Source organism: Halomonas kalidii (genome assembly GCF_030010475.1).
Taxonomy (GTDB): domain Bacteria; phylum Pseudomonadota; class Gammaproteobacteria; order Pseudomonadales; family Halomonadaceae; genus Halomonas; species Halomonas heilongjiangensis.
The window spans coordinates 62,788-85,073 of record NZ_JASCQN010000048.1 but is presented as its reverse complement, the minus strand read 5'-3'; the positions used below and the strand labels follow the sequence as shown (position 1 = coordinate 85,073).

At 65.3% G+C, this 22,286-nt stretch carries 22 protein-coding genes; 6 read left to right on the top strand and 16 right to left on the bottom strand.

What is annotated here, in order from left to right; genetic code table 11:
• Positions 1–50 precede the first annotated feature (50 nt).
• From QLQ85_RS15490 to QLQ85_RS15475, 4 genes are all read left to right on the top strand, one after another.
• Positions 51–1,928 (top strand): copper resistance system multicopper oxidase, encoded by a 1,878-nt coding sequence (locus QLQ85_RS15490; protein WP_282739818.1) that lies wholly within the window; start codon positions 51–53, stop codon positions 1,926–1,928.
• A 9-nt stretch (positions 1,929–1,937) separates the two neighbouring features.
• On the top strand, positions 1,938–2,708 hold the full coding sequence (locus tag QLQ85_RS15485; protein ID WP_282739817.1) for a copper resistance protein B: 771 nt from the start codon (positions 1,938–1,940) through the stop codon (positions 2,706–2,708).
• Between the two features lie 209 nt (positions 2,709–2,917).
• Entirely contained in the window at positions 2,918–3,148 is a 231-nt protein-coding gene (locus QLQ85_RS15480) for a DUF2933 domain-containing protein (protein ID WP_407650398.1), read from the top strand.
• An 86-nt stretch (positions 3,149–3,234) separates the two neighbouring features.
• Positions 3,235–3,603, top strand: coding sequence for a cation transporter (locus QLQ85_RS15475; protein WP_282739816.1), 369 nt, complete (start codon positions 3,235–3,237; stop codon positions 3,601–3,603).
• A 112-nt stretch (positions 3,604–3,715) separates the two neighbouring features.
• On the opposite strand, the gene QLQ85_RS15470 is transcribed toward QLQ85_RS15475, so the two are convergent.
• The 11 genes from QLQ85_RS15470 to QLQ85_RS15420 form a co-directional block, all read right to left on the bottom strand.
• On the bottom strand, positions 3,716–4,813 hold the full coding sequence (locus QLQ85_RS15470; protein ID WP_282739815.1) for an ABC transporter permease: 1,098 nt from the start codon (positions 4,811–4,813) through the stop codon (positions 3,716–3,718).
• Positions 4,813–5,913, bottom strand: a complete 1,101-nt coding sequence (locus tag QLQ85_RS15465) for an ABC transporter permease (RefSeq protein ID WP_282739814.1) — start codon at positions 5,911–5,913, stop codon at positions 4,813–4,815. The genes QLQ85_RS15470 and QLQ85_RS15465 overlap by 1 nt, the downstream gene beginning before the upstream one ends.
• Complete coding sequence (locus QLQ85_RS15460) at positions 5,910–7,610, bottom strand: ATP-binding cassette domain-containing protein (protein ID WP_282739813.1); 1,701 nt, start codon at positions 7,608–7,610, stop codon at positions 5,910–5,912. The genes QLQ85_RS15465 and QLQ85_RS15460 overlap by 4 nt, the downstream gene beginning before the upstream one ends.
• Complete coding sequence (locus tag QLQ85_RS15455; protein WP_282739812.1) at positions 7,607–8,563, bottom strand: HlyD family secretion protein; 957 nt, start codon at positions 8,561–8,563, stop codon at positions 7,607–7,609. Before QLQ85_RS15455 ends, QLQ85_RS15460 begins: the two co-directional genes overlap by 4 nt.
• Positions 8,564–8,617: 54 nt before the next feature.
• Entirely contained in the window at positions 8,618–10,372 is a 1,755-nt protein-coding gene (locus QLQ85_RS15450; protein WP_282739811.1) for a PHA/PHB synthase family protein, read from the bottom strand.
• A gap of 202 nt (positions 10,373–10,574) precedes the next feature.
• The gene (locus QLQ85_RS15445; RefSeq protein WP_282739810.1) at positions 10,575–11,234 is read right to left on the bottom strand and encodes a methyltransferase family protein; all 660 of its coding nucleotides are present in this window, start codon (positions 11,232–11,234) and stop codon (positions 10,575–10,577) included.
• Complete coding sequence (locus tag QLQ85_RS15440; protein WP_282739809.1) at positions 11,227–11,454, bottom strand: DUF2933 domain-containing protein; 228 nt, start codon at positions 11,452–11,454, stop codon at positions 11,227–11,229. The genes QLQ85_RS15445 and QLQ85_RS15440 overlap by 8 nt, the downstream gene beginning before the upstream one ends.
• Before the next feature lie 2 nt (positions 11,455–11,456).
• A complete protein-coding gene (locus tag QLQ85_RS15435) occupies positions 11,457–11,660 on the bottom strand; it encodes a hypothetical protein (protein WP_282739808.1) in 204 nt (67 codons plus the stop codon).
• Positions 11,661–12,018: 358 nt separating this feature from the next.
• Positions 12,019–13,359 carry an APC family permease gene (locus tag QLQ85_RS15430; RefSeq protein ID WP_407650397.1) on the bottom strand — a complete coding sequence of 447 codons (1,341 nt, stop codon included), beginning with the start codon at positions 13,357–13,359 and terminating at the stop codon, positions 12,019–12,021.
• Positions 13,360–13,634: 275 nt separating this feature from the next.
• A complete protein-coding gene (locus QLQ85_RS15425; RefSeq protein WP_282739807.1) occupies positions 13,635–14,714 on the bottom strand; it encodes a YncE family protein in 1,080 nt (359 codons plus the stop codon).
• 399 nt (positions 14,715–15,113) lie between these two features.
• On the bottom strand, positions 15,114–15,572 hold the full coding sequence (locus QLQ85_RS15420) for an ATPase (RefSeq protein ID WP_282739806.1): 459 nt from the start codon (positions 15,570–15,572) through the stop codon (positions 15,114–15,116).
• Positions 15,573–15,823: 251 nt separating this feature from the next.
• On the opposite strand from QLQ85_RS15420, the gene QLQ85_RS15415 reads away from it, so the two are divergent.
• Both QLQ85_RS15415 and QLQ85_RS15410 read left to right on the top strand, forming a co-directional pair.
• Positions 15,824–16,336, top strand: coding sequence for a hypothetical protein (locus QLQ85_RS15415; RefSeq protein ID WP_282739805.1), 513 nt, complete (start codon positions 15,824–15,826; stop codon positions 16,334–16,336).
• Between the two features lie 180 nt (positions 16,337–16,516).
• Complete coding sequence (locus QLQ85_RS15410) at positions 16,517–17,518, top strand: L,D-transpeptidase family protein (RefSeq protein WP_326521382.1); 1,002 nt, start codon at positions 16,517–16,519, stop codon at positions 17,516–17,518.
• Here QLQ85_RS15410 and QLQ85_RS15405 read toward each other — a convergent pair.
• The 5 genes from QLQ85_RS15405 to QLQ85_RS15385 all read right to left on the bottom strand — a co-directional run bounded on the left by QLQ85_RS15405 (position 17,515) and on the right by QLQ85_RS15385 (position 22,223).
• Entirely contained in the window at positions 17,515–18,555 is a 1,041-nt protein-coding gene (locus QLQ85_RS15405; protein WP_282739803.1) for a fatty acid desaturase, read from the bottom strand. The two genes, QLQ85_RS15410 and QLQ85_RS15405, sit on opposite strands and share 4 nt — an antisense overlap.
• Before the next feature lie 74 nt (positions 18,556–18,629).
• Entirely contained in the window at positions 18,630–19,280 is a 651-nt protein-coding gene (locus tag QLQ85_RS15400; RefSeq protein ID WP_282739802.1) for a response regulator transcription factor, read from the bottom strand.
• A 31-nt stretch (positions 19,281–19,311) separates the two neighbouring features.
• The gene (locus QLQ85_RS15395; RefSeq protein WP_282739801.1) at positions 19,312–20,883 is read right to left on the bottom strand and encodes an ATP-binding protein; all 1,572 of its coding nucleotides are present in this window, start codon (positions 20,881–20,883) and stop codon (positions 19,312–19,314) included.
• Positions 20,883–21,545, bottom strand: coding sequence for a 2OG-Fe(II) oxygenase (locus QLQ85_RS15390; protein ID WP_407650399.1), 663 nt, complete (start codon positions 21,543–21,545; stop codon positions 20,883–20,885). The genes QLQ85_RS15395 and QLQ85_RS15390 overlap by 1 nt, the downstream gene beginning before the upstream one ends.
• 33 nt (positions 21,546–21,578) lie before the next feature.
• Positions 21,579–22,223 carry a CoA pyrophosphatase gene (locus QLQ85_RS15385; RefSeq protein ID WP_282739799.1) on the bottom strand — a complete coding sequence of 215 codons (645 nt, stop codon included), beginning with the start codon at positions 22,221–22,223 and terminating at the stop codon, positions 21,579–21,581.
• Between the last annotated feature and the right edge of the window lie 63 nt (positions 22,224–22,286).

Sequence of the window (22,286 nt, the reverse complement as noted above, 5' to 3'; positions counted from 1 at the left end):
GCTTGCTGGGTCACTATCGACTCCTGTTTCATCCCTGACAGGAGACACGCATGGCAAGCTCGAAAGCGGCGGCTTTCCCTCTCTCGCGCCGTCAGCTCCTCATGGGCGGTGCCGCCCTTGGGCTGAGCACGGCCTCTCTGGGCCTGCGGCCGGCCTGGGCCAATCCCTGGGGCCAGGCCAACCCCTACCCCAAGGGGGTGGAAACCGGCCCCGAGGTCTCGCTGGCCATCCGCCGGGAGTCACTGCCCATCGACGGCAGGGCCGCCCGCCCGATCAGCATCAACGGCACCAGCCCCGGCCCCTTGATCCGGCTCAAGGAGGGGCAGGATGCCGTCCTGAGGGTCACCAACCTGCTCGAGGAGCCGACGTCCATCCACTGGCATGGCTTGATCCTGCCGGCGGAACAGGATGGCGTGCCGGGGGTCAGCTTCGCCGGCATCGAACCGGGGGAAACCTTCACCTACCGGTTTCCGGTCCGCCAGAGTGGCACCTACTGGTACCACAGCCACTCGGGGATGCAGGAGCAGCTCGGCCATGCCGGGCCGCTGATCATCGATGCCGCCGAGCGGGAACCCTTCCGCTACGACCGCGAGCACGTGCTGCTGCTCACCGACTGGACCTTCGAGGATCCGGCCAGTGTCTTCCGTAACTTGAAGACCGCCGAGGGGTATTACAACTTCCAGGAGCGCACCATCGCCGACTTCCTGGCCGACGCACGCGCCGACGGCTTCGCCGACACGGCCAGGATGCGTGCCATGTGGGCCCGGATGCGCATGAGCTCACGGGATATCGCCGACGTCACCGGCAGCACCTATACCTACCTGCTCAACGGGCATGCCCCGGGAGAGAACTGGACGGCGCTGTTCCAGCCCGGCGAGCGGGTTCGTCTGCGCGTGATCAATGGCTCGGCGATGTCCTACTTCGACGTGCGCATCCCCGGGCTGAAGATGACCGTGGTGGCCGCCGACGGCCAGCCGGTACAGCCCGTGCCCGTCGACGAGTTCCGCATCGGCGTCGCCGAGACCTATGACGTGCTCGTCACGCCCGAAGCCGATACCGCCTATAGCCTGTTCGCCGAGGCCATGGATCGCAGCGGCTACGCCAGCGGCACCCTGGCGCCCCGCGAGGGGATGGCGGCGGCCATCCCGGAGCGTAGGCGGATTGCCGACCGGGGCATGGAGGCGATGGGGGCGCATGGCGGCATGGACCACGCCAGCATGGAGGGCATGGATCACGCCAGCATGCCGGACATGGATCACGCCAGCATGCCGGACATGGATCACGCCAGCATGGAGGGCATGGATCACACCAGCATGCCGGGCATGGATCACGCCAGCATGCCGGGCATGGATCACGCCAGCATGGAGGGCATGGATCACGCCAGCATGCCGGACATGGACCACGGCGGCGCCCCGCCTTCTGGAGACGGCGAGGGCGCCATGCTTCCCGCTGGTGTCGCTCAGCCCGGCTCCCAATACGACCAGGCCGGTATCGGCATCGATCCTGACGAGCGCCGCGTGCTGGTGTATCGCGACCTCAAGGCGTTCACGCCGTGGCCCGACCGCCGTGAACCGGGCCGTGAGCTGGAGCTGCATCTGACCGGCAACATGGAACGCTACATGTGGTCCTTCGACGGCAAGAAGTTCAGCGAGGTCACCGGTCCCATCCACTTCCGCAAGGACGAGCGCCTGCGCCTGATCCTGATCAACGACACCATGATGGAGCACCCCATCCACCTGCACGGCATGTGGATGGAACTGGAGAACGGCGCCGGTGAGCTGATTCCCCGCAAGCACACCTTGAACATCAAGCCGGGGGAGCGGGTCTCGGCCTTGATCACCGCCGATGCCGAGGGCAGCTGGGCGTTCCACTGTCATCTCCTCTACCACATGGATGCCGGCATGTTCCGGGTCGTCAAGGTCTCGTAAGGAGTTCGCATGAAAACCAGAACTACAGTGCCCGTTACCTGCGCCGCCCTTGCCTTGCTGACGGTGGCCGGGGCCCACGCCCAGGATGGCTATGACGCCCCGGCCGACTGGCCCTCGCCGATGATGGAACACAACACGGGAGCGGCGCTCTTCGACCGCCTCGAGTATGTCGTTCCCGACAAGGGGGACGAGGCGCTGGTCTGGGACTTCCAGGCCTGGTACGGCGGCGACATCAACCGCGTGTATCTCAAGAGCGAAGGCGAGAACGTCCAGGGCGACGGTGAGGATGCCGAGTTCGAATCGCTGGAGTTGCTCTACAGCCGGCTGATTGCCGATTTCTGGGAACTGCAGGGTGGCATCGGCTACCAGGGCGGTGTGTTCTCGAACGACCATCCCGAGCGCTTCTACGGCGTGATCGGCCTGCAGGGGGTGATGCCCTACGGGATCGAGACCGACGTGGCACTCCAGGTCAGCGAAGAGGGCGACGTCTCGGCGAGCTTCGAGGGTGAGTATGATCTGCGCCTCACCCAGCGTCTCTACCTGCAACCGCGCACCGAGATTGCCGTGGCCGGGAGTGAGGTCGAGGAATTCGGGGTCGGCCAGGGGCTCAATTCCGTGCGGGTCGGTATGCGACTGGGATATGAGGTGACTCGCCGGTTTGCTCCTTACCTGGGTGCCTACTGGGAAAAACAGTATGGGGATACCGCCGATCTTTCGCGTGCCGGTGGTGATGCCACCGAAGATACCGGCATCGTGGCTGGCGTCCGTGTACTGTTGTGACGTGAGATGCCATGTGCTTCTGTCCCCGGGCGGCGCCGTGAACTGGGCTTGGCCAGAACACACCGGCGCTTGATCTGCATCAACGCGGTCGGCGTCGTCCATTGCCATACTGGATTTGTCGGCATGCCATTGTCGCGCATTGCTGGCCCCCATTGGCATGCAAGGCTTATCTGATTGCCTCTCGAGATGGCCGCACTCCACCATGCGAGGTGAACCATGGAATACGACAAGCCCCCTTCGGTTCCGGTGGCCTGCAGCCAATCCGCTTCTGGTTGCCGCTGGGACTCCTTCTCGCCTTCGTGGTGTACCTGCTCTGGGCCGAGCACAGGGTTCACTTCATACAGTTTCTGCCGTTTCTCATCCTGTTGGCCTGTCCATTGATGCATCTATTCATGCACAGAGGGCATGGCAGGCACGGCAAGGGAGGGCACGAGACATGAACGCCGAGAATGGTTGCGCACTGTCCATGGCGGTAGTTGATCAAGTCTGAGCGCGACGCAAGCTTGGCAGCAGAGGAGGACTCTCCATGAGTGATAAAGATCATCGCCTGGGCGTATCCGAGATCAATCTGGTGACCCGGCACCTGAAGCTGGAGCCTAACGATGAGGGTGCGATTCGAACGGCTGTCGCCGATATCGACAAGCTTTATGGGCTGGACAGCGTGTCCTTCGACGCACGCAAAAGAAGGTTGGATCTAGCATATGATGCATCGAGAATTTGCCTTGATTGCGTAGAAGATATTCTGAAGAAGCATGCTGTCGAAATCAGTCATGACTGGTGGACCCGATTCAAGGAAGAGCATTACCGGTTTGTCGACCAGAACGTGAAGGACAATGTCAATCATGAGCCCTGGAGCTGTCATCAGACTCCGCCAGGTGGTAGGGGCAAACGATAGCGCAAGGTCGAGAGGAGGGGGCGAAACGATATGGTGGAGTGAGTGGCGCCAACTCCACGCGCAGCGGTGAACACAACCCTGTCCCCGGCCACGGCAGGGGGCAGCAGGGGTTTTACAGCCAGCGCCGGAAGATCAACCACGCCGCCAGGTACAGGGGCATACCGATCGCCACCAGGGCGAGGGCATGGGGCCACAGGATCTCCATGCCCGCCCCCTTGAGGAAGATGCCCAGGGTGATCTCCAGGTAGTGTCGCAGTGGACTGGCCAGCGACAGCCGCTGAAGGAGTTCCGGCATGCTCTCCACCGGCACCACGGTGCCGGACAGGAACATCAGCGGGAACAGGCCGAAGAAGGCGAGCAGCAGGGCCTGCTGCAGGGTTCGCGAAACCGCCGCCACCAGCACGCCGAGGCCGATGGCACTGAGCAGAAACAGCGCGGTCAGGGCGAAGAACAGCGGCAGGCTGCCTCTGACCGGCACGCCGAACCAGCCGACCAGCGCCAGGCTGGGGAGTACGGCGACTAATCCGATCAACAGGGTGGGCATGGTCTTGGCGATGAACAGTTCGCCACGGCGAATGGGCGTGACCATGAGCTGCTCGATGGTGCCGACCTCCTTCTCGCGGACGATGGAGGCCGCAGGGTGAACAACGCCGATCATCAATCCCGCCAGGGCGATCATCGCCAGTACCGTGAAGCTGACGTTGGTCTGGTCCGGGTTGTACCAGGTGCGCAGCTGCGCGGCTACCGTCGCTAATTGTCGCGCGTCGAGTGTCCCCCGGCGCATCCGCAAGGCCTCCATCGTCTGCAGCGCATAGCCCCGGGCGACGGCGGCCGTGTTGGCGTTGCTGCCGTCGACCAGGAACTGCAGGGCCTGACCGCCGCCGCGCTGGAGTTCGGTTTCGAAATCGACGGGGATGACAAGCACCGCCTGTGCCTCGCCCCGTTCCAGGTACGGCTCGGCCGCCGCAACATCGCGCAGGTGCGCCACCAGGCGGAAGTTGCCGCCTGCGACGAAGTCATCGATCAGGCGGCGGCTGGCCGGGCTCTCGTCGGCATCGACCACCGCCAGCGGCAGGTCGCGCATCTCCATGCCCAGGGCATAGGCGCAGATCATCACCTCGATGGTGTAGAGCCAGAGGATCAGGAACAGCACCACGGGATCGCGGAAGAACTGGATCAGCTCCTTGTGCAACAGGCTCGACAGGCGCATCAGGCCACCTTCTTCTTCAGCCGCCAGGCCGCCAGGGCGAAGACCAGCAGGGTGTAGACGGCGACGATGGCGATGCTCGGCCACAGGACCTCGAGCCCGACGCCCTTGAGCACCACGCCACGGGAGATGTCGACGAAGTAGCGGCCCGGAAAGGCCAGGGTGTAGAGCTGGACCACATAGGGCATGGTGAAGATCGGGAACAGCATGCCCGAGAACAGGAGGGAGGGCATCAGGGTCATGATCAGCACGGCCAGCAGGGCGACCAGCTGGGTACGGGTCACGGCCGACACCAGCAGGCCGATCCCCAGGGTACAGAGCACGTACAGCAGCGATATCGCCAACAGGAAAGCGACGCTGCCCTGGAACGGCACGCCGAACCAGAGAAAACCGACGGCGATCACCATCGCCATCTGCACGAAGGCGATGATCGCGTAGGGAATCAGCTTGCCGGCGAGAAACTCGACGGAGGAGAGCGGCGAGGCATAGATCTGCGTAATGGTGCCGGTTTCCTTCTCCCGCACCAGGGCGAGCGCGGTGAGCAGGGGCGGGAAGGCCATGAGAATCACGGCATAGAGGCCGGGCACCACGGTGTGCACGCTGCTGAGCGAGGGGTTGTACCAGACGCGGGTTTCCAGCTGCAGGGCCGGCGGTGGCGCTTCATGGCCAAAGCCACTGGTGATGCTCAGCGCATGGCTGCTGACCAGCGTCGCCGTGGCGGAATAGGTGCCGTCCACCAGCAGTTGGACCGGACTCGGCTCGTGGCGGGTAAGGGCACGTTCGAAACCTGGCGGGATGATCAGCGCCAAGCGGATCTCGCCGCGTTGCAGGGCCCGCTCCACCGCATGCGGGTCGGTCAACTCACGCTCGAGTTGGAAGTAGCCGCTCGCCGTGAACGCTTCCGTGAGTTGTCGGCTGGCGGGGGTGCGGTCCTCATCCAGTACGCCCAGCGTGATGTCGTCGACATCGAGCGTGATCGCATAGCCGAACAACAGCAGCATGATCAACGGCATGATCAGTGCGACGCCGACGGTGATCGGGTCGCGCAGTACCTCTTTCGCCTCCTTGGCCGCCACGGCGGCGATACGTCTCGGGTTCATCATGCCAGCTCCCGCTGTGCGTGCTCGATATGGCCGAGGAAGACCGCTTCCATGCCGGCGTCGGCCGGCAGCCGCAGTGCCTGGCGCAGCTGTTCGAGGGTGCCAAGGGCGACCAGGCGGCCCTGATGCATCAACCCCAGTCGGTGGCAGTAGCTCGCCTCTTCCAGATAATGGGTGGTAACGAATACCGTCATGCCGCCGCCGGCCAGGGTCTGGATCAACTGCCAGAAGCGCTGACGGTTGAGCGGATCGACGCCGGAGGTGGGCTCGTCCAGAAACAGCACCGCCGGGCCGTGCAGAATGCTGCAGGCCAGTGCCAGGCGTTGCCGTACCGCCGCCGAGAGCTCGCTGACCCGACGTGCCTCCATTCCGATCAGGGCCGTCATGCCACTGGCCCAGTCGATCGACTGGCGTCGACGTGTGCCCCCAAGGCCGTAGGCCCCGGCGAAGAAGCGCAGGTTCTCGGCCACCGTGAGATCCGGGTAGAGCGAGAAACGCTGCGACATGTAACCGATGCGGCTGCGCAGGGCACGCGCCTGCCGGGTCACCGAAAGGCCGGCGACGAAGGCCTCGCCGTCGCTGGGCATCAGCAGTCCGCAGAAGACCCGCATCAGGGTGGTCTTGCCGGCCCCGTTGGGTCCCAGCCAGCCGATCACCTCGCCCGGCGGCACACGGACCGCAACCCGGTCGACGGCGGTGAAGTCGCCAAACCGCACGCTGAGTTGCTCTGCTCGCACCTCGCCACCCTGCGTTTCCATGACGGCCGGTGTCACCGGCGGCGGCGCTGCCGGCGCCGTCGCCGTGCTCAGCGCGATGAAGGCCTCTTCCAGCCCCGGGGCGGCGGGAGCCAGCGTGGCGAGACCGCGCAGCCGCGTCAGCGTGGCCGGCGGCAGGTCGGTACCGGGATGCAGCTGGATGCGCAACCTGTCCGCCAACCACTGCAGATTCAGCACTTGGGGGGCGTCGCGCAGGATTTCCTGTACGGCGGTGCTCATGGAAGTCCGCAGGTCATAGATCCGCCCGTGGACCCGGGCCCGCAACTGCGTCGGGGTGTCCACCGCCAGTACCCGGCCCTGGTCGAGAAAGGCGAGCCGATCGCAGTATTCCGCTTCGTCCATGTAGGGGGTGCTGACCACCACCGTGCTGCCATGCTGCTGGTAACGCCGCAGCAGTTGCCAGAGCTCACGGCGCGACACGGGATCGACGCCCAGGCTGAGCTCGTCGAGCAGCAGCAACGGCGGGGCATGAATCAGGTTGGCGCACAGCGAGAGCTTCTTGCGCATGCCGCCGGAGAGCTTGCCGGCCGGCCGATCGAGGTAGGCCTGCAGCCCGGCCATGGCCAGCAGCTCGTGACTGCGGCCGGCGAAACGTTGCGCCTCGACGCCGCGGATACGGGCGGCAAACTGCAGGTTCTCGAGGACGCTGAGTCGGTCATAGAGCGCGAAGCCCTGCGACATGTAGCCGACCCGGGCATTCACCTCGGCCGCCTGGTGCACCGTGTCGAAGCCGAGAACCGTCGCCTGGCCTGCGCTGGGATCCAGGATCGCCGCCAAGAGTTGCATGAGGGTGGTCTTGCCGGCGCCGTCCGGACCCAGCAGCCCGAAGATATCACCCTGCTGGACCTCCAGGTCCACCCCGGTGAGCACCGGCCGTCCGGCGAAGCGCCGCCCCAGTCCGCTGGTACGGATCGCCGCGGTCATTGGGGAACGACCAGGGTGTCGGGCCACGGCGCCTCGTCCTGCCAGCGCAGCCAGGCGTCGGCCGGCATGCCGGGCTTGAGCACGCCGTCGGGGTTGGCGAGCTGCAGGGTCACCCCGAAGACGGTGCGCGCCCGCTCGTCGGGCAGGTGGATGTCGCGTGGGGTGAACTGGGCCTGATTGTCGATCGCGCTGACCTCGGCCTCGAAGTGGCGGTCCGGAAAGGCATTGACCCGCACCCTGGCCGGGGTGCCGAGCCGGATTCTGCCCAGCACCTGTTCGGTCACGTAGATCTTCAGTCGGGGGCGGTCCAGGTCGACCAGCACACCCAGCGACTGCCCTGGCGCGACCACCTCGCCGATCTCCACGGCCTTGACCAGCACGGTGGCAGCAATGGGACTGTGCAGCACCGTCTTGTCGAGCTGGAGGGCGAGCTGGCTGCGTTGCTGCCGAAGCGCCTCCAGATTGGCGGCGGCCTCTGCGCGCTGCGCTTGCAGCCCCTCGACTTCGCCTGCCGCCTCGCGCACGCGGTCCTCACTGCGCTCCAACTGCTGCGCGGGGATAGAGCCAGAGCGACGCAGGGTGCGCGCCCGCTCCAGATCGGCCTCGGCGTTGCCGAGATGATGACGCGCCGTGTCGAGCATGCGCTCGAGCCGAACCACCGACTGCTCACCGGCGGTCAGGCGTGCCTCGAGTTCGGCCTGTTGCAGGCGAATGAGGCGATCGTCCAGGCGCAGCAGCTCGGCCCCCTCGCTGACGGGCCGGCCCTCGACCAGCCGACTCGCCACCACGCGCCCGGGGACTTCGGCGGCAAGGCGGATCTCGGTGGCTTCGATACGGCCGCTGCCATAGAGGACGCCGGGCGGCAGTTCCGCCGGACGCAGTGCGAGAAAGCCTAGATAGCCGCCGCCGGCCAGCAGCATGACCACCGCGATCGTCCACAGTGAGTGTCGCATCAGCCCTCCCTCCGACTGGGCCCCATCCTTGCTGGGGAACCGCCAGATTCATACTCATCGCTCCAGGACATAACGCCCTGGCGCTTCGTCCAGCACCGGATAGCCTTGAGTCACCCCCGGCTCCCGAGCGGGCACGTGACTGGTGCTGTGATCGGCCAGCCAGCCCTGCCAGCAGGGCCACCAGGAGCCGTCATGATGCGCGGCAGTGGCCTGCCAGCCGTCCGGATCCAGGAAGGGGTCGGCGCGGCGAATGGTCGAGATCTGGTGGAAGCGTCGGGTATCGCCGGGCGGGTTGACGATGCCGGCGTTGTGCCCTCCGCTGGAGAGCACGAAGGTGACGTCCGCCGGCGTCAGCCACTGGACCTTGTAGACGGAACGCCAGGGGGCGACATGATCCTTGAGCGTGCTGACGGCGAACACGGGAATCTCGATATCGGTCAGCGACACGGGCCGTCCGTCCACCCGGTAGCGCCCACCGGCGAGGTCGTTGTCGAGAAACAGCCAGCGCAGGTACTCGCTGTGCATGCGCGCCGGCAGGCGGGTGCCGTCGGCGTTCCAGGCCATCAGGTCGAACATGGGCGGACGCTCGCCGGCCAGGTAGCTGTGCACCATCCTCGACCAGATCAGGTCCTGGGAGCGCAGCAGCTGGAAGGCGCCGGCCATCTGGCGCGTGTCCAGATAGCCCCTGACGGCCATGAGGTCCTCGAGGAAGCGCACCTGATCCTCGTCGATGAACAGCATCAGCTCGCCGGCCTCACTGAAGTCGGTCTGTGCGGCGAGCAGCGTCAGGCTGGCCAGGCGATTGTCGCCGTCCCGGCCCATGGCGGCCGCGGCGATCGACAGCAGGGTGCCGCCCAGGCAATAGCCCACGCCGTGGACACGCTGCTCCGGGCAGCTGGCCGTGACCGCGTCGAGGGCCGCCATGACCCCCAGCCGGCGATAGTCGGCCATGCCCAGGTCCCGCTCGTCGCTGCCCGGATTCTTCCAGGAGACGACGAACACCGTGTGGCCCTGTGTCACCAGGTAGCGGACCAGGGAGTTCTCTGGAGAGAGGTCGAGGATGTAGTACTTCATGATCCAGGCCGGCACGATCAGCACCGGCTCGGCATGGACCTCCTGGGTGGCGGGCGCGTACTGGATCAGCTCGATGAGCCGGTTGCGGTAGACCACCTTGCCCGGTGTCACCGCCACGTTCTGGCCGACCCGATACGCCTCGGCCCCCACCGGCCCTTCGCCGGCCTGCCGGCGTCGCCAATCCTCCAGCAGATTGCTGGCGCCGCGGGCCAGGTTGACGCCACCCTCGCGTCGCGTCTGCTCCAGCAATTCGGGGTTGGTGGCGAGGAAGTTCGACGGCGCCCAGACGTCGAGCATCTGCCGCGCACCGAAATTCACCATCGCCTCATGATGGCGCGAGACGCCGGGTACGCCGGTGGTGGCCGCATGCCACCACTGCTGCTGCAGCAGGAAACCCTGGTAGAGCATGTTGAAGGGCCAGCGCTGCCAGGCCGCGTCGTGGAAGCGCTTGTCCTGGGACAGCGGCTCGATGCAGCGTTCGCACGGCGCCCGGCAAGCCTGCTCGCAATAACTGCCGAAACGTTGCCACTTGCGCAGGGCCTTGCCGACGAGTTCGGCCTGCTTGTCCGGCGACAGGAGCAGGTGTTGCGCCCAGTCCCACCAGGCCTGCTGGACGGCGGTCGGCGACAGCCCTCCCGTGAACAGACTCATCATGGCGTGCAGGCGCGGGTCGGTGGTCATCGCCGGTGGGCTCGCTACCGGCGCATCGATGGTGGTTCGGGGCGTGGTGTCCATCAGCGCACCTCCCTGGGGCAGCAGGCCGACTCGGGTTGCGGGGAAGCGACGTGCCCCGCCTCCAGTGACTCATCTGAAGCCGCTCTACCTGCTGGACGGTCTACGGCATGGTGGGTGCGAAGGGCCTCTGTTGGCATGTTTCACTCTCTCTTTGGCTAATGATGGCCGGGCCGAAGATGGCCCTTGCAACACGACAGAGCCGTCACATGGATCGGCCGTGGGAACCCGCGGTTCGCAGGCGCGGAATGAAGCGCGGCGTGCGGGCCGCATACGCCTGCCAGGCCGCGCCGAACCGGCGTGCCACCTCGCGCTCTTCGTGGATCGCCAGGCGCGAATACATCCACACCAATACCGGGAACATGGCCAGGGTCAGCAGGGTGGGCCACTGCAGCAGGAAACCGGCCATCACCAGCACGAAGCCGGCATACTGCGGATGCCGGACATGGGCATAGAGTCCGGTGGTGGCCAGCTCTCCCCGCCGCTGGGCGGCATAGAGCGACCGCCAGCCGGCGGCGATGAGCCAGAAACCCGCGGCGATGAACACCATGCTCAGTAGATGGAACGGTCCGAAGTGCGGGTTGGCCTGCCAGCCGAACAGCATCTCCAGCAGATGCCCCGCATCGTGGCTGAACCAGTCCACTTCCGGGTAGCGCGACTGCAGCCAGCCGGAGAGGAAGTAGAGGGTCAGCGGGAAGCCGTACATCTCCGTGAACAGCGCTACCAGGAAGGCGCTGAAGGCCCCGAGCGAGCGCCAGTCGCGGCGCGTCTGCGGCTTGAAGAAGCTGAAGGCGAAGAAGATGAAGATCGCCGAGTTGAGAATGACCAGGCCCCACAGGCCATAGGCGGGTACGTCGTCACTCATCGCGACCTCCCTTGTGGTCATCATGTCCGCCATGACCCCCGTGCATGAACACATGCATCAGCGGACAGGCGAGCAGGATCAGCCAGGGCAGAGCACCGAGCAGATGCACCTTGTGCTCCTCCCAGAGCAGGAAGCCCATCATCGCCAGGGCGATCGCCACCATGAGCCAGAATCTTCCCTTGCTCGGTCGTCGGTCCAGCCAGTGGTTGTTGTCGGTCATGATCAGATCCTCACCCGGCGCAGGCGCAATGAATTCGTCACCACCGACAGCGAAGACGCGTTCATCGCGAAGACGGCGAACATCGGTCCGATCAGGATGCCGAGGAACGAATAGCGGGTCCCGGCGGCGATCGGTACTCCGGCACCGTTTCCCCGGCAACCGTGATGTGAGTGCGCCTGCCGATGCAGGTGGCGGTGTTGAGTCATGGAGTTACCCCCTCGTTTCCGTGTCCTGATTTAACCCTGTGGCCTTATCCCGATAGAGCCAAAATTCATGGTGGCGCGTTCTGCAACGATGAAGAGGTACAACTGCTAATGCTAATGAGGGGTGGCTGATTGATGCATGAAATTATTCTTGCGTTTTTTGACGTGGGCTAACGTTAATATAGTCGTAAAAGATGAAATGAGGCTGAATGGGTTGCCTGGCCATTGACCCAGATCAAGTCGATGCTTCGCCTGCTAAATTTGGTGCGGCTCTGAGGTTGCCGCTGCCCGCGGCGAAGCGACTCCTGACGAGATATATGCTTTGCCGTAAAAAGGCGTCGCCGATGCCCCGTCTTTAAAATCAATGAGAATGCGTGTCATCGCTTGAGCTAGAGCCCCCGTTTCGAGACAGGAAGAGTCGCTCGGCAAGCAAGATAGCCGCCATGACAACAGATGCAACAACTAATACCAAAGGATCTGTCGTAGCCTTCACCCAAAGGAAGCCTGCCAGCACGACTGCATCCAGGAGTATGGCAATCACTAACACAGTTGCGTTTGCATTAATTTCCTCCCGCAGATGACGTAACACTCCCCAATGAATGGCGATATCCATGATCAAATAGAAAATGATACCAAGCGCAGCAATACGACTAAGGTCAAAAAACGCTGTCAAGATCAAGCCGAGCACGACTGTATAGACCAAGGTATGCTTCTGAATACTACCTGGCATGAGAAAGTGACGATGTGGCACCAACTTCATTTCCGTCAGCATTGCCAACATGCGTGAGACCGCAAATATACTGGCAATGATGCCACCCGCGGTGGCCAGCATGGCAAGAATGACGGTGAACCAAACGGCGGTCTCTCCAAGAGCAGGCCTCGCAGCAGCCGCAAGTGAATAGTCTTTTGATTCGATGATTTCCGTCAGGGACAAGTTACTCGCAACCGCAAACCCCACCAATGCATAGATCACTACGCAAAGACCGATCGATATCATGATCGCTCTACCGACGTTGCGATGGGGGTCTTTTATCTCTGAGCCACTGTTAGTGATCGTCGTGAACCCCTTGAAGGCCAGAACTCCCAACGCAGTCGCTCCCAGGAAGCCTGAAAGAGATGCCTCAGGAGCCGACGCCGAGGTTTCCATGCCGACAGAGTCGGCGACTATGACACCGCCGACCCCAAATAAGATAATCCCACCAATTTTTATGAACCCGAGTACTGACGCAACACCCTGGATCAATTTATTGGCAGAGAGGTTGAGCAAGAATGCAGAAATTATAAGAGCGACACCCAGTAAAGGGACGAGCAGCGACCTATCTCCCACATCGAAAAGCTCAAGCGTGTAGGATCCAAAGGTTCTGGCCAAGAAACTTTGCGCGATCACCATGGAAAAATACATTAAAAGCGCATGAAAAGCGGTGGCAAGTGTCGGCCCATAAGCCTTATGGAGGTACATGCCAATTCCGCCAGCTGACGGATAGGCATTGGACAACTTCACATAGGAGTAGGCGCTGAAGGAGACGATGAGTGCAGCTGACAAGAAGGCTAACGGGAAAAGCGCACCCGTCATCTCGGCCATCTGTCCTGTCAAGGCAAAAATTCCAGCGCCAATCATGACCCCGGTCCCTAAAGCGATCGCACCGACCAGAGAAAGGCTATTCTGATTGTATTGTGGCATTCTATCCATTGACTCCATCATCTCTCTCCTGGGTGTTTGAAACCGGACCCTACTGAAACTCCTGTTGATATTCTGGCATGCGGTTGATGATCCAGGTTAGAGCATTCACTGACAGAATATAATAAATAAAAGTGTAGAACCTGTTCGCCACCCAATGGTCACTTGCTCCCTTTGGATATAACTTCAGATATCGGCAGATGGTGGCGCGAGATCCACAGGATCAGTGGCGGCAAGATCAACCATTGGATCCGACAGGCTCCCAGCTGAATCGGACATCGTGGTCGCCTGTCGCTGGTTCACCTGGAACGCGAAGCCTCGAGAGCTATCTGGTGACCGATGCCCCCCAGCTCCACAGTCTGCAACACCTCGAGAGAATCCGGGTCGACGATCCACAGGAGGGGGGCTGCGCGGCTGGTGACCAGCACCAGCCCATCGGTGGGCGCCACGGCAAGATGGTAAGGGGCCGGAGACAGCTCGGCGGTATGTCGTGTGCCGTCCTCGAGGGAGATCCTGACGAGGCGGTTGTCGCCTTGACTCGTTGCAAAGAGCGTCTGGCCATCCGGACTCAGGTCGATGCCGTGAGGCGCCGTGCCGATCTCATATTCTTCGCCCACACTCCCTGTCGCGAGATTCAGCGCCAGGGCTCTCCCGCCGGCATCATCGTTGACGTACAGGCGGTCGCCGTCCTCCGAGAGCACCATGTGCTCCGGGCTGCCGCCGACGCGGATATTACGCTGCACGAACCAGTGCTGGGGATCGACTTCGCTGATGGTGCCGTTACCCGCATTGCTGACCAGTATCGAGCCCCCCTCTTCCTGCTGCACCAGGTAGTTCGGGTTCGGTCCCGTGGGCAAGGAGGCGATCACCTGGCCGCTTTCCAGCGACACCACGCTGATGCCTCCGCCGGTGGGATGGGTCGAGACGGCATGGCGTCCATCGCGTGTGACCAGCACATGATGCACGGGCCCTGGCACCTCCAGGGTCCTGATGATGCGGCTCGTGGCGGTGTCAGCAATATAAAGCAGACCGGTGTTCGCTTCCTCCATGGAGGTCGTGCCAGCATTGCCATGATGGGCTGCGTGTTCGTCTTCCGTCACGCCCTCGGGGCGCGCGATCTCGCGACTGGATTCATGAGGGGTGAGACTGCCAAGGATGAGCTGCTGACCGTCGGGCGTAAGGGCGGAGCCGTGTGTGTTGATCGTATCGGTAATGGTCGATATCACCTCCTGACGGCCCAGGTCGATAATATCCGCGGCATCTGCCGTTCCCATTGGCACGAATGCTCGGTCGCTGGCCGCCATGGCAGCAGTCGAGGCGCCGAGAGCGACGCCGACCATCAGACAAGTCAGCCACGGTCTCTGCAGAGAGTTCTTCATGAGAGGCATTTCCTAGAGGCAGGGGGGAACGGGCTGGAGGAGAGGGCTTGCCGGATATCGCCGTGATCGGGCGAGGACAGGGGGCGGCCATGCCGATGGCAGGTCCACCATCGCCTGGGGCTCCTGGCGCTTGCCATGGGCCAGCCCCCAGGCCGACGAAACACGGCCTTCATCGTGCTGGCAGTGATGGTCGTTCCGCTCCAGCACAAAGGCCACGGTCGTGTCGGACAGTGCACACACTCGCTCGAACGCCGGTGTCTGGTCCGCGTATACGAGTTCATCTGGCGACTTTCGAACCGTCGCCGAGCTGGAACGCTCATGAGTCATTCAGAGATCCCTGGCGCGGTTGGTCTGGTGGGTCCACCCGCTGGCGGGCGCGCTCGCGCCAGTCCATGTCATTCAGAGATCCCTGGCGCGGTTGGTCTGGTGGACCAGGTGCATTGCTTCATGCTGCTCCAGCTTCAGCAGCTCACCGATCAGTTCGCGCGTCTCGGGAATCTCCGTATGCCCCTCGAGATAGCGGTAGAAGCCGATGACCTGCTCGTGCAGGTCGAGGATTTCCTGGCAGATCTCGTCGAAGCTCATCTCCGCATAGGGCGCGCTGCACGACAGGTGGGGCTTGATGGGCTTGTAGGAAATGTAGTCGTAGAGCCAGGTATTCAGCGCCTTGGGGTCGGCCTGTCTCTCGAAGCCGGCCACGACCTTTTCCAGCGCCGCCTCGTGATCCGCCAGATACTCCAGCAGCCACTTGGCGCGCTCTTCATCCTGCTGTGTCGAGCAGTGCTGCAGGCACCGTGCCAGGTGTTCATGCAGGGCGCGTGTCCACTCAACCACATCGTGAAAGGTTGATACGTACATCGGTCGACCTCGCTTGAGGAGCCGGTGGGATGGCCCAGGTGAGGAGGTAACAACATTTTCAGTGTAGTGCAGTGGCATCCGGGAAGGCTTGATCCGCGTCAAGGCGAGCTGTGCTGACCAGCCGGCATGTCCTACCGAGGTCGTCTAGATTGCCTGGCACCGATCGCCATGGAACACTTTGTCTCTAGTCGGCAGCCAAGCTGATCCTGCTGGGCGCTGTGTCGACGCCGTACCTGTTCCGGAGGTGAGTCATGGCGATGGGACCATCCCGGCCTGGCAGGCTGAAGCGGGGGCTGGCCACGCCGGAGTTCAACGTGGCGCTGTTTGCCTTTCTGCTGAACTATCCGTGGGAGTTCCTGCAGGTGCCGCTCTTCGCCGGCATGCCGGCCATGACGCACTGGGATGCCGTGCGTTTCTGTACCCGGGCGGCACTGGGGGATGTGCTCATCGCGCTTGTGGCCTACTGGGTCGTGGCGATGGTGCGGCGGCGGGCCTGGATTCGTTGTCCCGATGTCCCGGCGCTATTTGGCTTCGTGGCAGTTGGCGTCGCTATCACGATAGGACTGGAGTGGCATGCCACGGTGCTCCAGGACCGCTGGCAATACGGTGAGCTGATGCCCACCCTCCCGTTGCTGGGAACGGGGCTGGCCCCACTGCTGCAGTGGCTGGTCTTGCCGCCGCCGATCGTCTGGCTGGTGCGTCGCCAGATGCTCGGCGAGCGGTGCTGTGATTGCTGTCCGCCAGGGGAACGGGACTCTGTGTAAGGTTGGGGAGGCCGTGGTGACAAAACCCAACAGTATTCCTGCTCATGATCGGGGGCTCCCCGGTACACTATTCCCACGATGATCGGGTCGGGGTCTCGAGGCCCGCGGCAGCATGGAAGAGGCGAGAGTATGGCAATGGCGAGATGTAATCCTGGTATGTCGGGGCAAGCTCCGCGGTGGTTGAGGCGGACCCTGGGAGGCCTGCTGGCCGCCGGAGGCCTGCTGTTCTCGGTCGTGACCCTGGCCGAGGAGGAGCCCGAGTGGCCCAAGGGGCATTACCCGTTGCCCGAGGACGGCGATGTGATCGGCGAGGTCTATACCGTCGAGAGCCGCGGCGACGAGACGCTGCTCGACGTGGCCCGCGAGCACAACGTGGGCTATGAGGAGATCCGCCGGGCCAACCCCGATGTCAGCATCTGGGTGCCGGGCGAGGGCACCGAGGTGGTGATTCCGGCGCGTCGCATCCTGCCGCCGGTGGCGCGCGAGGGCATCGTGATCAACATCGCCGAGCTGCGGCTCTACTATTACCCGGAGGTGGGCGAGGGCGAGCCGCCGCGGGTCGAGACCTACCCCATCGGCATCGGCCGCGAGGGCTACAACACGCCGTTGGGGGTGACCAAGACCACCATGCGCCTGGAAGATCCGGCCTGGTATCCGCCCAGCTCGATACGCGAGGAGGCCGCCGAGCGCGGCGATCCGCCCCCGGAGGTGGTGCCCCCCGGCCCCGACAACCCCCTGGGCCGCCACGCCATCCTGCTCGACATCCCCGGCTACCTGATCCACGGCACCAACCAGCCCGACGGCATCGGCATGCGCGCCAGCCGCGGCTGCATCCGCATGTTCCCCGAGGACATCGCGTCGGTGTTCGATCGGGTCCCGGAGGGCACCCGGGTCAATATCATCGACCAGCCGATCAAGGCCGGCTGGGCCGATGGCATCCCTCATGTGCAGGCCTATGCCGCGCTCGAGGATCAGGAGGAGGGCATGGCGGCGCTGCTCGAGACGCTCTCCCTGCTCGAGCGCGCCGACGACGGAGCCGCCATGGTGCTCGACTACGAGCAGTTGCGCCGCCTGCTCGACGACCCCGACGGTCGGGTCGTCGCCCTCGAGCCGCCCCCCGAACCCGAGAAGGCGCCCGCCGCCGACAGCGGCAACGGCTTCCTAGACGAAGTCAAAGCCTAGCGAGCCCGGTCGGGGGGCGCCCCGTGCGCCTCGGCAAAGGAGACCAGGCGACGCTGCTCTTCATCCCACAGCACAAGCCGCACCGACTCGAGGCTTTGCCGCGGGGTGAGGCGGCCGATATGGCGGAGTGCGGGATGGTCGCGCAGCACTTCGGGCAGTCGGTAGGAGGGGATGCGGCTGCAGAGATGATGGACATGGTGGATCCCGATATTGGCGGTGATCCAGCGCAGGGGGCCCGGAAGGTCATAGTGGGAGCTGCCGTACAGCGCCGTCTCGTGGAACGTCCAGTCGGCGTCGTGCTCCCACAGGGTGGCCTCGAACTGATGCTGGACATAGAACAGCCAGACGCCGATCGATGAGGCGAGAAGCGTGATGGGCAGTTGCACGAGCAGGAAGGGGATCACGCCGACCAGCCAGATCATGGTGGTGACGAGCAGCGCGATCGCCGCGTTGGTGCTCATGGTGCTCAGCCAGGGCATCCAGCCCGCGCGCATGAAACCCACTGGCAGGCGATGGTCCAGGATGAACAGGTACGTCGGGCCGACACCGAACAGCACCAGCGGGTGCCGATACAGGCGATAGAGGAGCCGCTGCGTTCGCGGCAAGTCCCGGTACTCGCGCACGGTCAGGGTGTCGATGCCGCCGACACGCGGGCGATCGAGGTTGCCGGAGCCGGCATGATGGAGGGCATGGCTGTGCCGCCAGAGATCGTAGGGGGTCAGGGTCAAGACGCCGATGGCTCGGCCGACCCAGTCATTGGCACGTCGGGAACGAAAGAATGACCCGTGGCTGCAGTCGTGCTGGATCATGAACAAGCGCACGAGAAAGCCCGCGGCGGGCACGGCGAACAACAGGCCAAGCCAGTAGCCGGCGCTCAGGGTGCCCCACATCAGTATCCAGAGGGCGGCGAAGGGGATCACCGTGACCATGAGTTCCACGACGCTGCGCGCCAGGCGCGGCGTGCGGTACTCGCCCAGGGCGCGCTTCAATGCCCGTGGCTCGGCGGTGATGTCGATAGTCGGCGCTGAGGGATCCATGAGTCGTAGGTTGGTATCCGGCACGCACGATGTCTGTACGGTACCGCACCCTCCGGTGGAGGAACCGTCTCCACCTACCGCTGCCGAGGTGCCGTCGGTAGCGCCTCCACCAGCCCCAGCGCCACGCAGATCCTGACCAGCTCGGCGAGGTTGGCCGCGCCCAGCGCCTTCATGGCGCGCAGCCGGTAGACCTCCACGGTCTTGGCGCTGACGCCGAGGTGGTCGGCGATCTCGCGGCTGGTCATGCCCTCGGCCACGTGCACCAGGATCTGCTGCTCCTTGGGGCGCAGGGTGGCGTAGCGCGCCTGGAGGGCCTCGAGCCGCGAACGGGCCCGGCGCTTGCGCTGGTGCTCGGCCAGCGCCTGCTGCACGCAGTCGATCAGCTGCTGGTGGTTGAAGGGTTTCTCGATGAAGTCGAAGGCGCCGGCCTTGAGCGCCGCCACCGCCATGGGCACGTCGCCGTGGCCGGTCATGAAGATCACCGGGGTGGCGTCGCCGCGCTCGTTGAGCCGCTGTTGCACCTGCAGGCCGGACAGGCCGGGCATGCGCACGTCGAGCAGGATGGCGTCGTGGGCCCCGGGCGCGGCGGCGAGGAAGGCCTCGCCGTCGCCGTAGGCACGAGTCGACAGGCCCACCGATTCCAGCAGCCAGGCCAGGGAGTCGCGCAGGGCCTCGTCGTCGTCGACGACGGCGATACAGGGCGGGGGACTGGCGGTCTCGGTCACGCGGGGCTCCGGGCAGGCAAGGTGGGGGGAACTACGCCGGGGTCAGCGGCGCGGGCTCGGTGAGCAGTGTAGCGGCAAAGGTGGCGCCGCCGGAACCGTCGTCCGGGGCCAGCACCAGGCGGCCGCCCATGGCCTCCATCAGCGAGTGGCTGATGGCGAGCCCCATGCCCAGGCCGTCGGAACGCGTGGAGTGGAAGGGGGCGAAGATGCGTGCGGCGTCCTCCGCGGCGATGCCCGGGCCGCGGTCGCCGACCGTGACGGTGACCTCCCGGGAGCCGGTGCGCCGCGCCCGGATCGCGACCCGGTCGGCGCCGGGGTGGTCGCGGCTCGCCTCCAGGGCGTTGAGCAGCAGGTTGACCAGTACCTGCTCGAGCGCCACCGGGTCGGCCTGTACCCGCGGCAGGGGGGCGGCGAGCTCGTGGGCGAGCCACACGCCGGCCTGGTGGTACTGCCATTCGCAGAGCCGGCAGGCGGCGTCGACCACCTCGGCCAGCACCACCGGCCGCGGGCGCGTCTGGCCCTTGCGCACGAAGGTGCGGATATGGCGCAGCCGCTCGGCCAGGCGCTGGACCTGGTCGCTGATGCGCGTCAGCGGCAGTTCCAGGTCGCCGGCCGGCCGGCTCGGGTCGGCGGCGAGCTGCACCAGGGCGCCGCTGGCGTAGTTGGCGATGGCGCCCAGCGGCTGGTTGAGCTCGTGGGCGATGTTGGAGGCCAGCTCGCCGGTGGTGGCCAGGCGGTTGGCATGGGCGATCTGCTCCTGGTGGCGGCGGGCCTGGGCCTCGGCGGCCTTGCGCAGGCCGATGTCGCGGTTGAGCAGCGAGAGGTGGTCGGGCTCGGCGCCCGGGCCGCGGTGGGCGAGCACCACGCTGAGCACCGGCACCGGTCCCCGCGGGCCGCACATCTCCAGCTCGCCGCTCCAGGAGCCGTAGCGGGCCACGGCGGGCAGCACGATCTCGCGTAGCTCGGCCAGCGACGCCGGCGTATAGGCGTGCTCCAGGCGGGTGTCGCCTCCCTCCCGGGGCAGGGAAAGCTGCCGGCGCGCGGCCTCGTTGGAGTAGAAGAGCCGCTCCTGGCCGTCGACGAACAGCACGTAGTCGGTGGTGGATTCGACCACCCGGGCGAGGCGCTCGCGGTTGGCCTCGGCGCGGATGCGCCGGCCCACGTCGCGGGAGACGCAGAGGATGTCGAGCAGTTCGCCGGTGGCCGGGTCGCGGCGGGTGCGGCTGGTGGTCTCTAACCAGACGTAGTGGCCGTCCCGGGCGCGGAAGCGGTAGGTCTGCTGGTAGAAGCCGTCGTGGTAGTAGACCCGTGGCGACTTGTTGAGCAGGGCGGCCAGGTCCGACGGGTGGAAGAGATCGTAGGCGGAGGCGCCGATCAGCTCTTCGGGGTCATAGCCGAGCAGGTCGCGGGCGGCCCGCGAGGCGTAGAGGAAGGTACCGTCCCGGGCGTGGCGCGAGATCAGGTCGGTGGTGCTCTCCGCCAGCCATTGGTAGTGGCGTTTCTCCGCCGTGAGGACCGCGTTGCGGGCCTCGAGCTCGGCACAGCGGGCCTCGAGCTCGGCTCGCCGCGACGGGCGCCGGCGGCTGTCGTCGTCGCTCGCCATCAGCGCGCCGGGTCCACCCGGCCACCCAGCGAGGCGTTGCGCCGGAACCAGCCGGCGATGCTGGCTCGCGGCAGGCGGGTGGGCAGCACCTCGTGGGGAACGGTCTCGGAGAGGAAGCAGGCGAAGGTGCCGGCGGTGGGGCGCACCCGCGCCACTTCGCGCTCGGGATCGATGGCGTCGAAGAGCACCATCTCGCCGCCGCCGTCGGCGGGCCAGTCCGGGTTGAGGTAGCCCACGGTGGAGATGACTCGGTTGGCGCGGCCGCGAAAGCTGTCGAGGTGGCGTTGGTAGAAGGCGCCGGGCGGGTAGTGGGCGAAGTGGGCCTCGTACTCGAAGAGCCCCAGGAACAGCGCCTGGTTGAGCGCGCCCTGCAGCTCGCCCATGGCCTCGAGGTAGCGGCGCTGGGCCAGGCTCTCGCGTTCGAGCCAGCGAATGGCGTCACCGCGGACGTCGCGGCGCAGCGCATGCGCCTGGCCGCGGCCGATGCCGGCGGCGTCCAGGGCATGGTGGTCGGCCAGGGCCATCAGCTCGCGGTGGAGCTCGGCGCAGAGTTCGGCATCGATGACCTCCTCGTCGACGTACCAGCCCTGTTCCACCAGGGCGTCGACCAGGCGGGGCAGGGCGGCGGTGTCCAGGACGGGGTGTGCGAGTCGTGGTGTCAGTGGTGTGTCCCCATGCGGCAGAAGAGATAGGCGTCAGGGCGCCTGGGCCAGGCCATCCCAGGCCCGCAGGAGTCGCTCGGGAAAATAGCACAGCCGACCGCCCGCTGGCTCGCGGTGGAGGCTGATCTCGCGGCCGAAGCCCTCGGCCAGCAGCTCCACCAGCATCATGGCCGAGAGCCCCCAGATCACCTGGCCGGCGACATGGTAGCTCGGCACGAAGTACGGCCGGCCGTTCACCGGGATCACGTCGGTGTGGTGGCGACGGTCCTCGAGGAACAGCGACAGCGGCACCTCGAAGATCGCATCCAGTTCGTTGAGGTCGGGCACGAGCGGCAGGTCCGGGGGAATCAGGCCCACGTAGGGGGTGACGCTGATGCCGTACAGCGAGATGACGTCCGAGAGCCGGCCGAGCAGCTCGACCCGTTCGCGGGGCAGGGCGATCTCCTCGAGGGATTCGCGCAGCGCCGTGCTCAGCAGGTCCGGGTCCTGCTCCTCGCGCTTGCCGCCGGGAAAGGCCACCTGGCCGCTGTGGGTGGTGAGGTGATCGGCGCGGCGGGTGAACAGCAGGGTCGGCTCGTGACGGTCGACGATCGGCATCAGCACCGCGGCCTGGGGCAGGTCGAGCGTCAGCCGCTGCGGTCGGTGTGCTTGCAGGCGTTCGCGAAGTTTCTCTAACATGGAGTTTCCATCGGGTTTGATCCCTTCTACCCGGCCGCCGTCGCCGGCGTCAAGCCCCGAGTC

What these genes read in the sequence shown, in the direction of transcription:
- QLQ85_RS15490 (WP_282739818.1), top strand. Translation starts at nt 51, where the DNA reads ATGGCAAGCTCGAAAGCGGCGGCTTTCCCTCTCTCGCGCCGTCAGCTC.
- QLQ85_RS15485 (WP_282739817.1), top strand. Translation starts at nt 1,938, where the DNA reads ATGAAAACCAGAACTACAGTGCCCGTTACCTGCGCCGCCCTTGCCTTG.
- QLQ85_RS15475 (WP_282739816.1), top strand. Translation starts at nt 3,235, where the DNA reads ATGAGTGATAAAGATCATCGCCTGGGCGTATCCGAGATCAATCTGGTG.
- QLQ85_RS15470 (WP_282739815.1), bottom strand. Translation starts at nt 4,813, where the DNA reads ATGCGCCTGTCGAGCCTGTTGCACAAGGAGCTGATCCAGTTCTTCCGC.
- QLQ85_RS15465 (WP_282739814.1), bottom strand. Translation starts at nt 5,913, where the DNA reads ATGATGAACCCGAGACGTATCGCCGCCGTGGCGGCCAAGGAGGCGAAA.
- QLQ85_RS15460 (WP_282739813.1), bottom strand. Translation starts at nt 7,610, where the DNA reads ATGACCGCGGCGATCCGTACCAGCGGACTGGGGCGGCGCTTCGCCGGA.
- QLQ85_RS15455 (WP_282739812.1), bottom strand. Translation starts at nt 8,563, where the DNA reads ATGCGACACTCACTGTGGACGATCGCGGTGGTCATGCTGCTGGCCGGC.
- QLQ85_RS15450 (WP_282739811.1), bottom strand. Translation starts at nt 10,372, where the DNA reads ATGGACACCACGCCCCGAACCACCATCGATGCGCCGGTAGCGAGCCCA.
- QLQ85_RS15445 (WP_282739810.1), bottom strand. Translation starts at nt 11,234, where the DNA reads ATGAGTGACGACGTACCCGCCTATGGCCTGTGGGGCCTGGTCATTCTC.
- QLQ85_RS15440 (WP_282739809.1), bottom strand. Translation starts at nt 11,454, where the DNA reads ATGACCGACAACAACCACTGGCTGGACCGACGACCGAGCAAGGGAAGA.
- QLQ85_RS15435 (WP_282739808.1), bottom strand. Translation starts at nt 11,660, where the DNA reads ATGACTCAACACCGCCACCTGCATCGGCAGGCGCACTCACATCACGGT.
- QLQ85_RS15430 (WP_407650397.1), bottom strand. Translation starts at nt 13,359, where the DNA reads ATGATGGAGTCAATGGATAGAATGCCACAATACAATCAGAATAGCCTT.
- QLQ85_RS15425 (WP_282739807.1), bottom strand. Translation starts at nt 14,714, where the DNA reads ATGAAGAACTCTCTGCAGAGACCGTGGCTGACTTGTCTGATGGTCGGC.
- QLQ85_RS15420 (WP_282739806.1), bottom strand. Translation starts at nt 15,572, where the DNA reads ATGTACGTATCAACCTTTCACGATGTGGTTGAGTGGACACGCGCCCTG.
- QLQ85_RS15415 (WP_282739805.1), top strand. Translation starts at nt 15,824, where the DNA reads ATGGCGATGGGACCATCCCGGCCTGGCAGGCTGAAGCGGGGGCTGGCC.
- QLQ85_RS15405 (WP_282739803.1), bottom strand. Translation starts at nt 18,555, where the DNA reads ATGGATCCCTCAGCGCCGACTATCGACATCACCGCCGAGCCACGGGCA.
- QLQ85_RS15395 (WP_282739801.1), bottom strand. Translation starts at nt 20,883, where the DNA reads ATGGCGAGCGACGACGACAGCCGCCGGCGCCCGTCGCGGCGAGCCGAG.
- QLQ85_RS15385 (WP_282739799.1), bottom strand. Translation starts at nt 22,223, where the DNA reads ATGTTAGAGAAACTTCGCGAACGCCTGCAAGCACACCGACCGCAGCGG.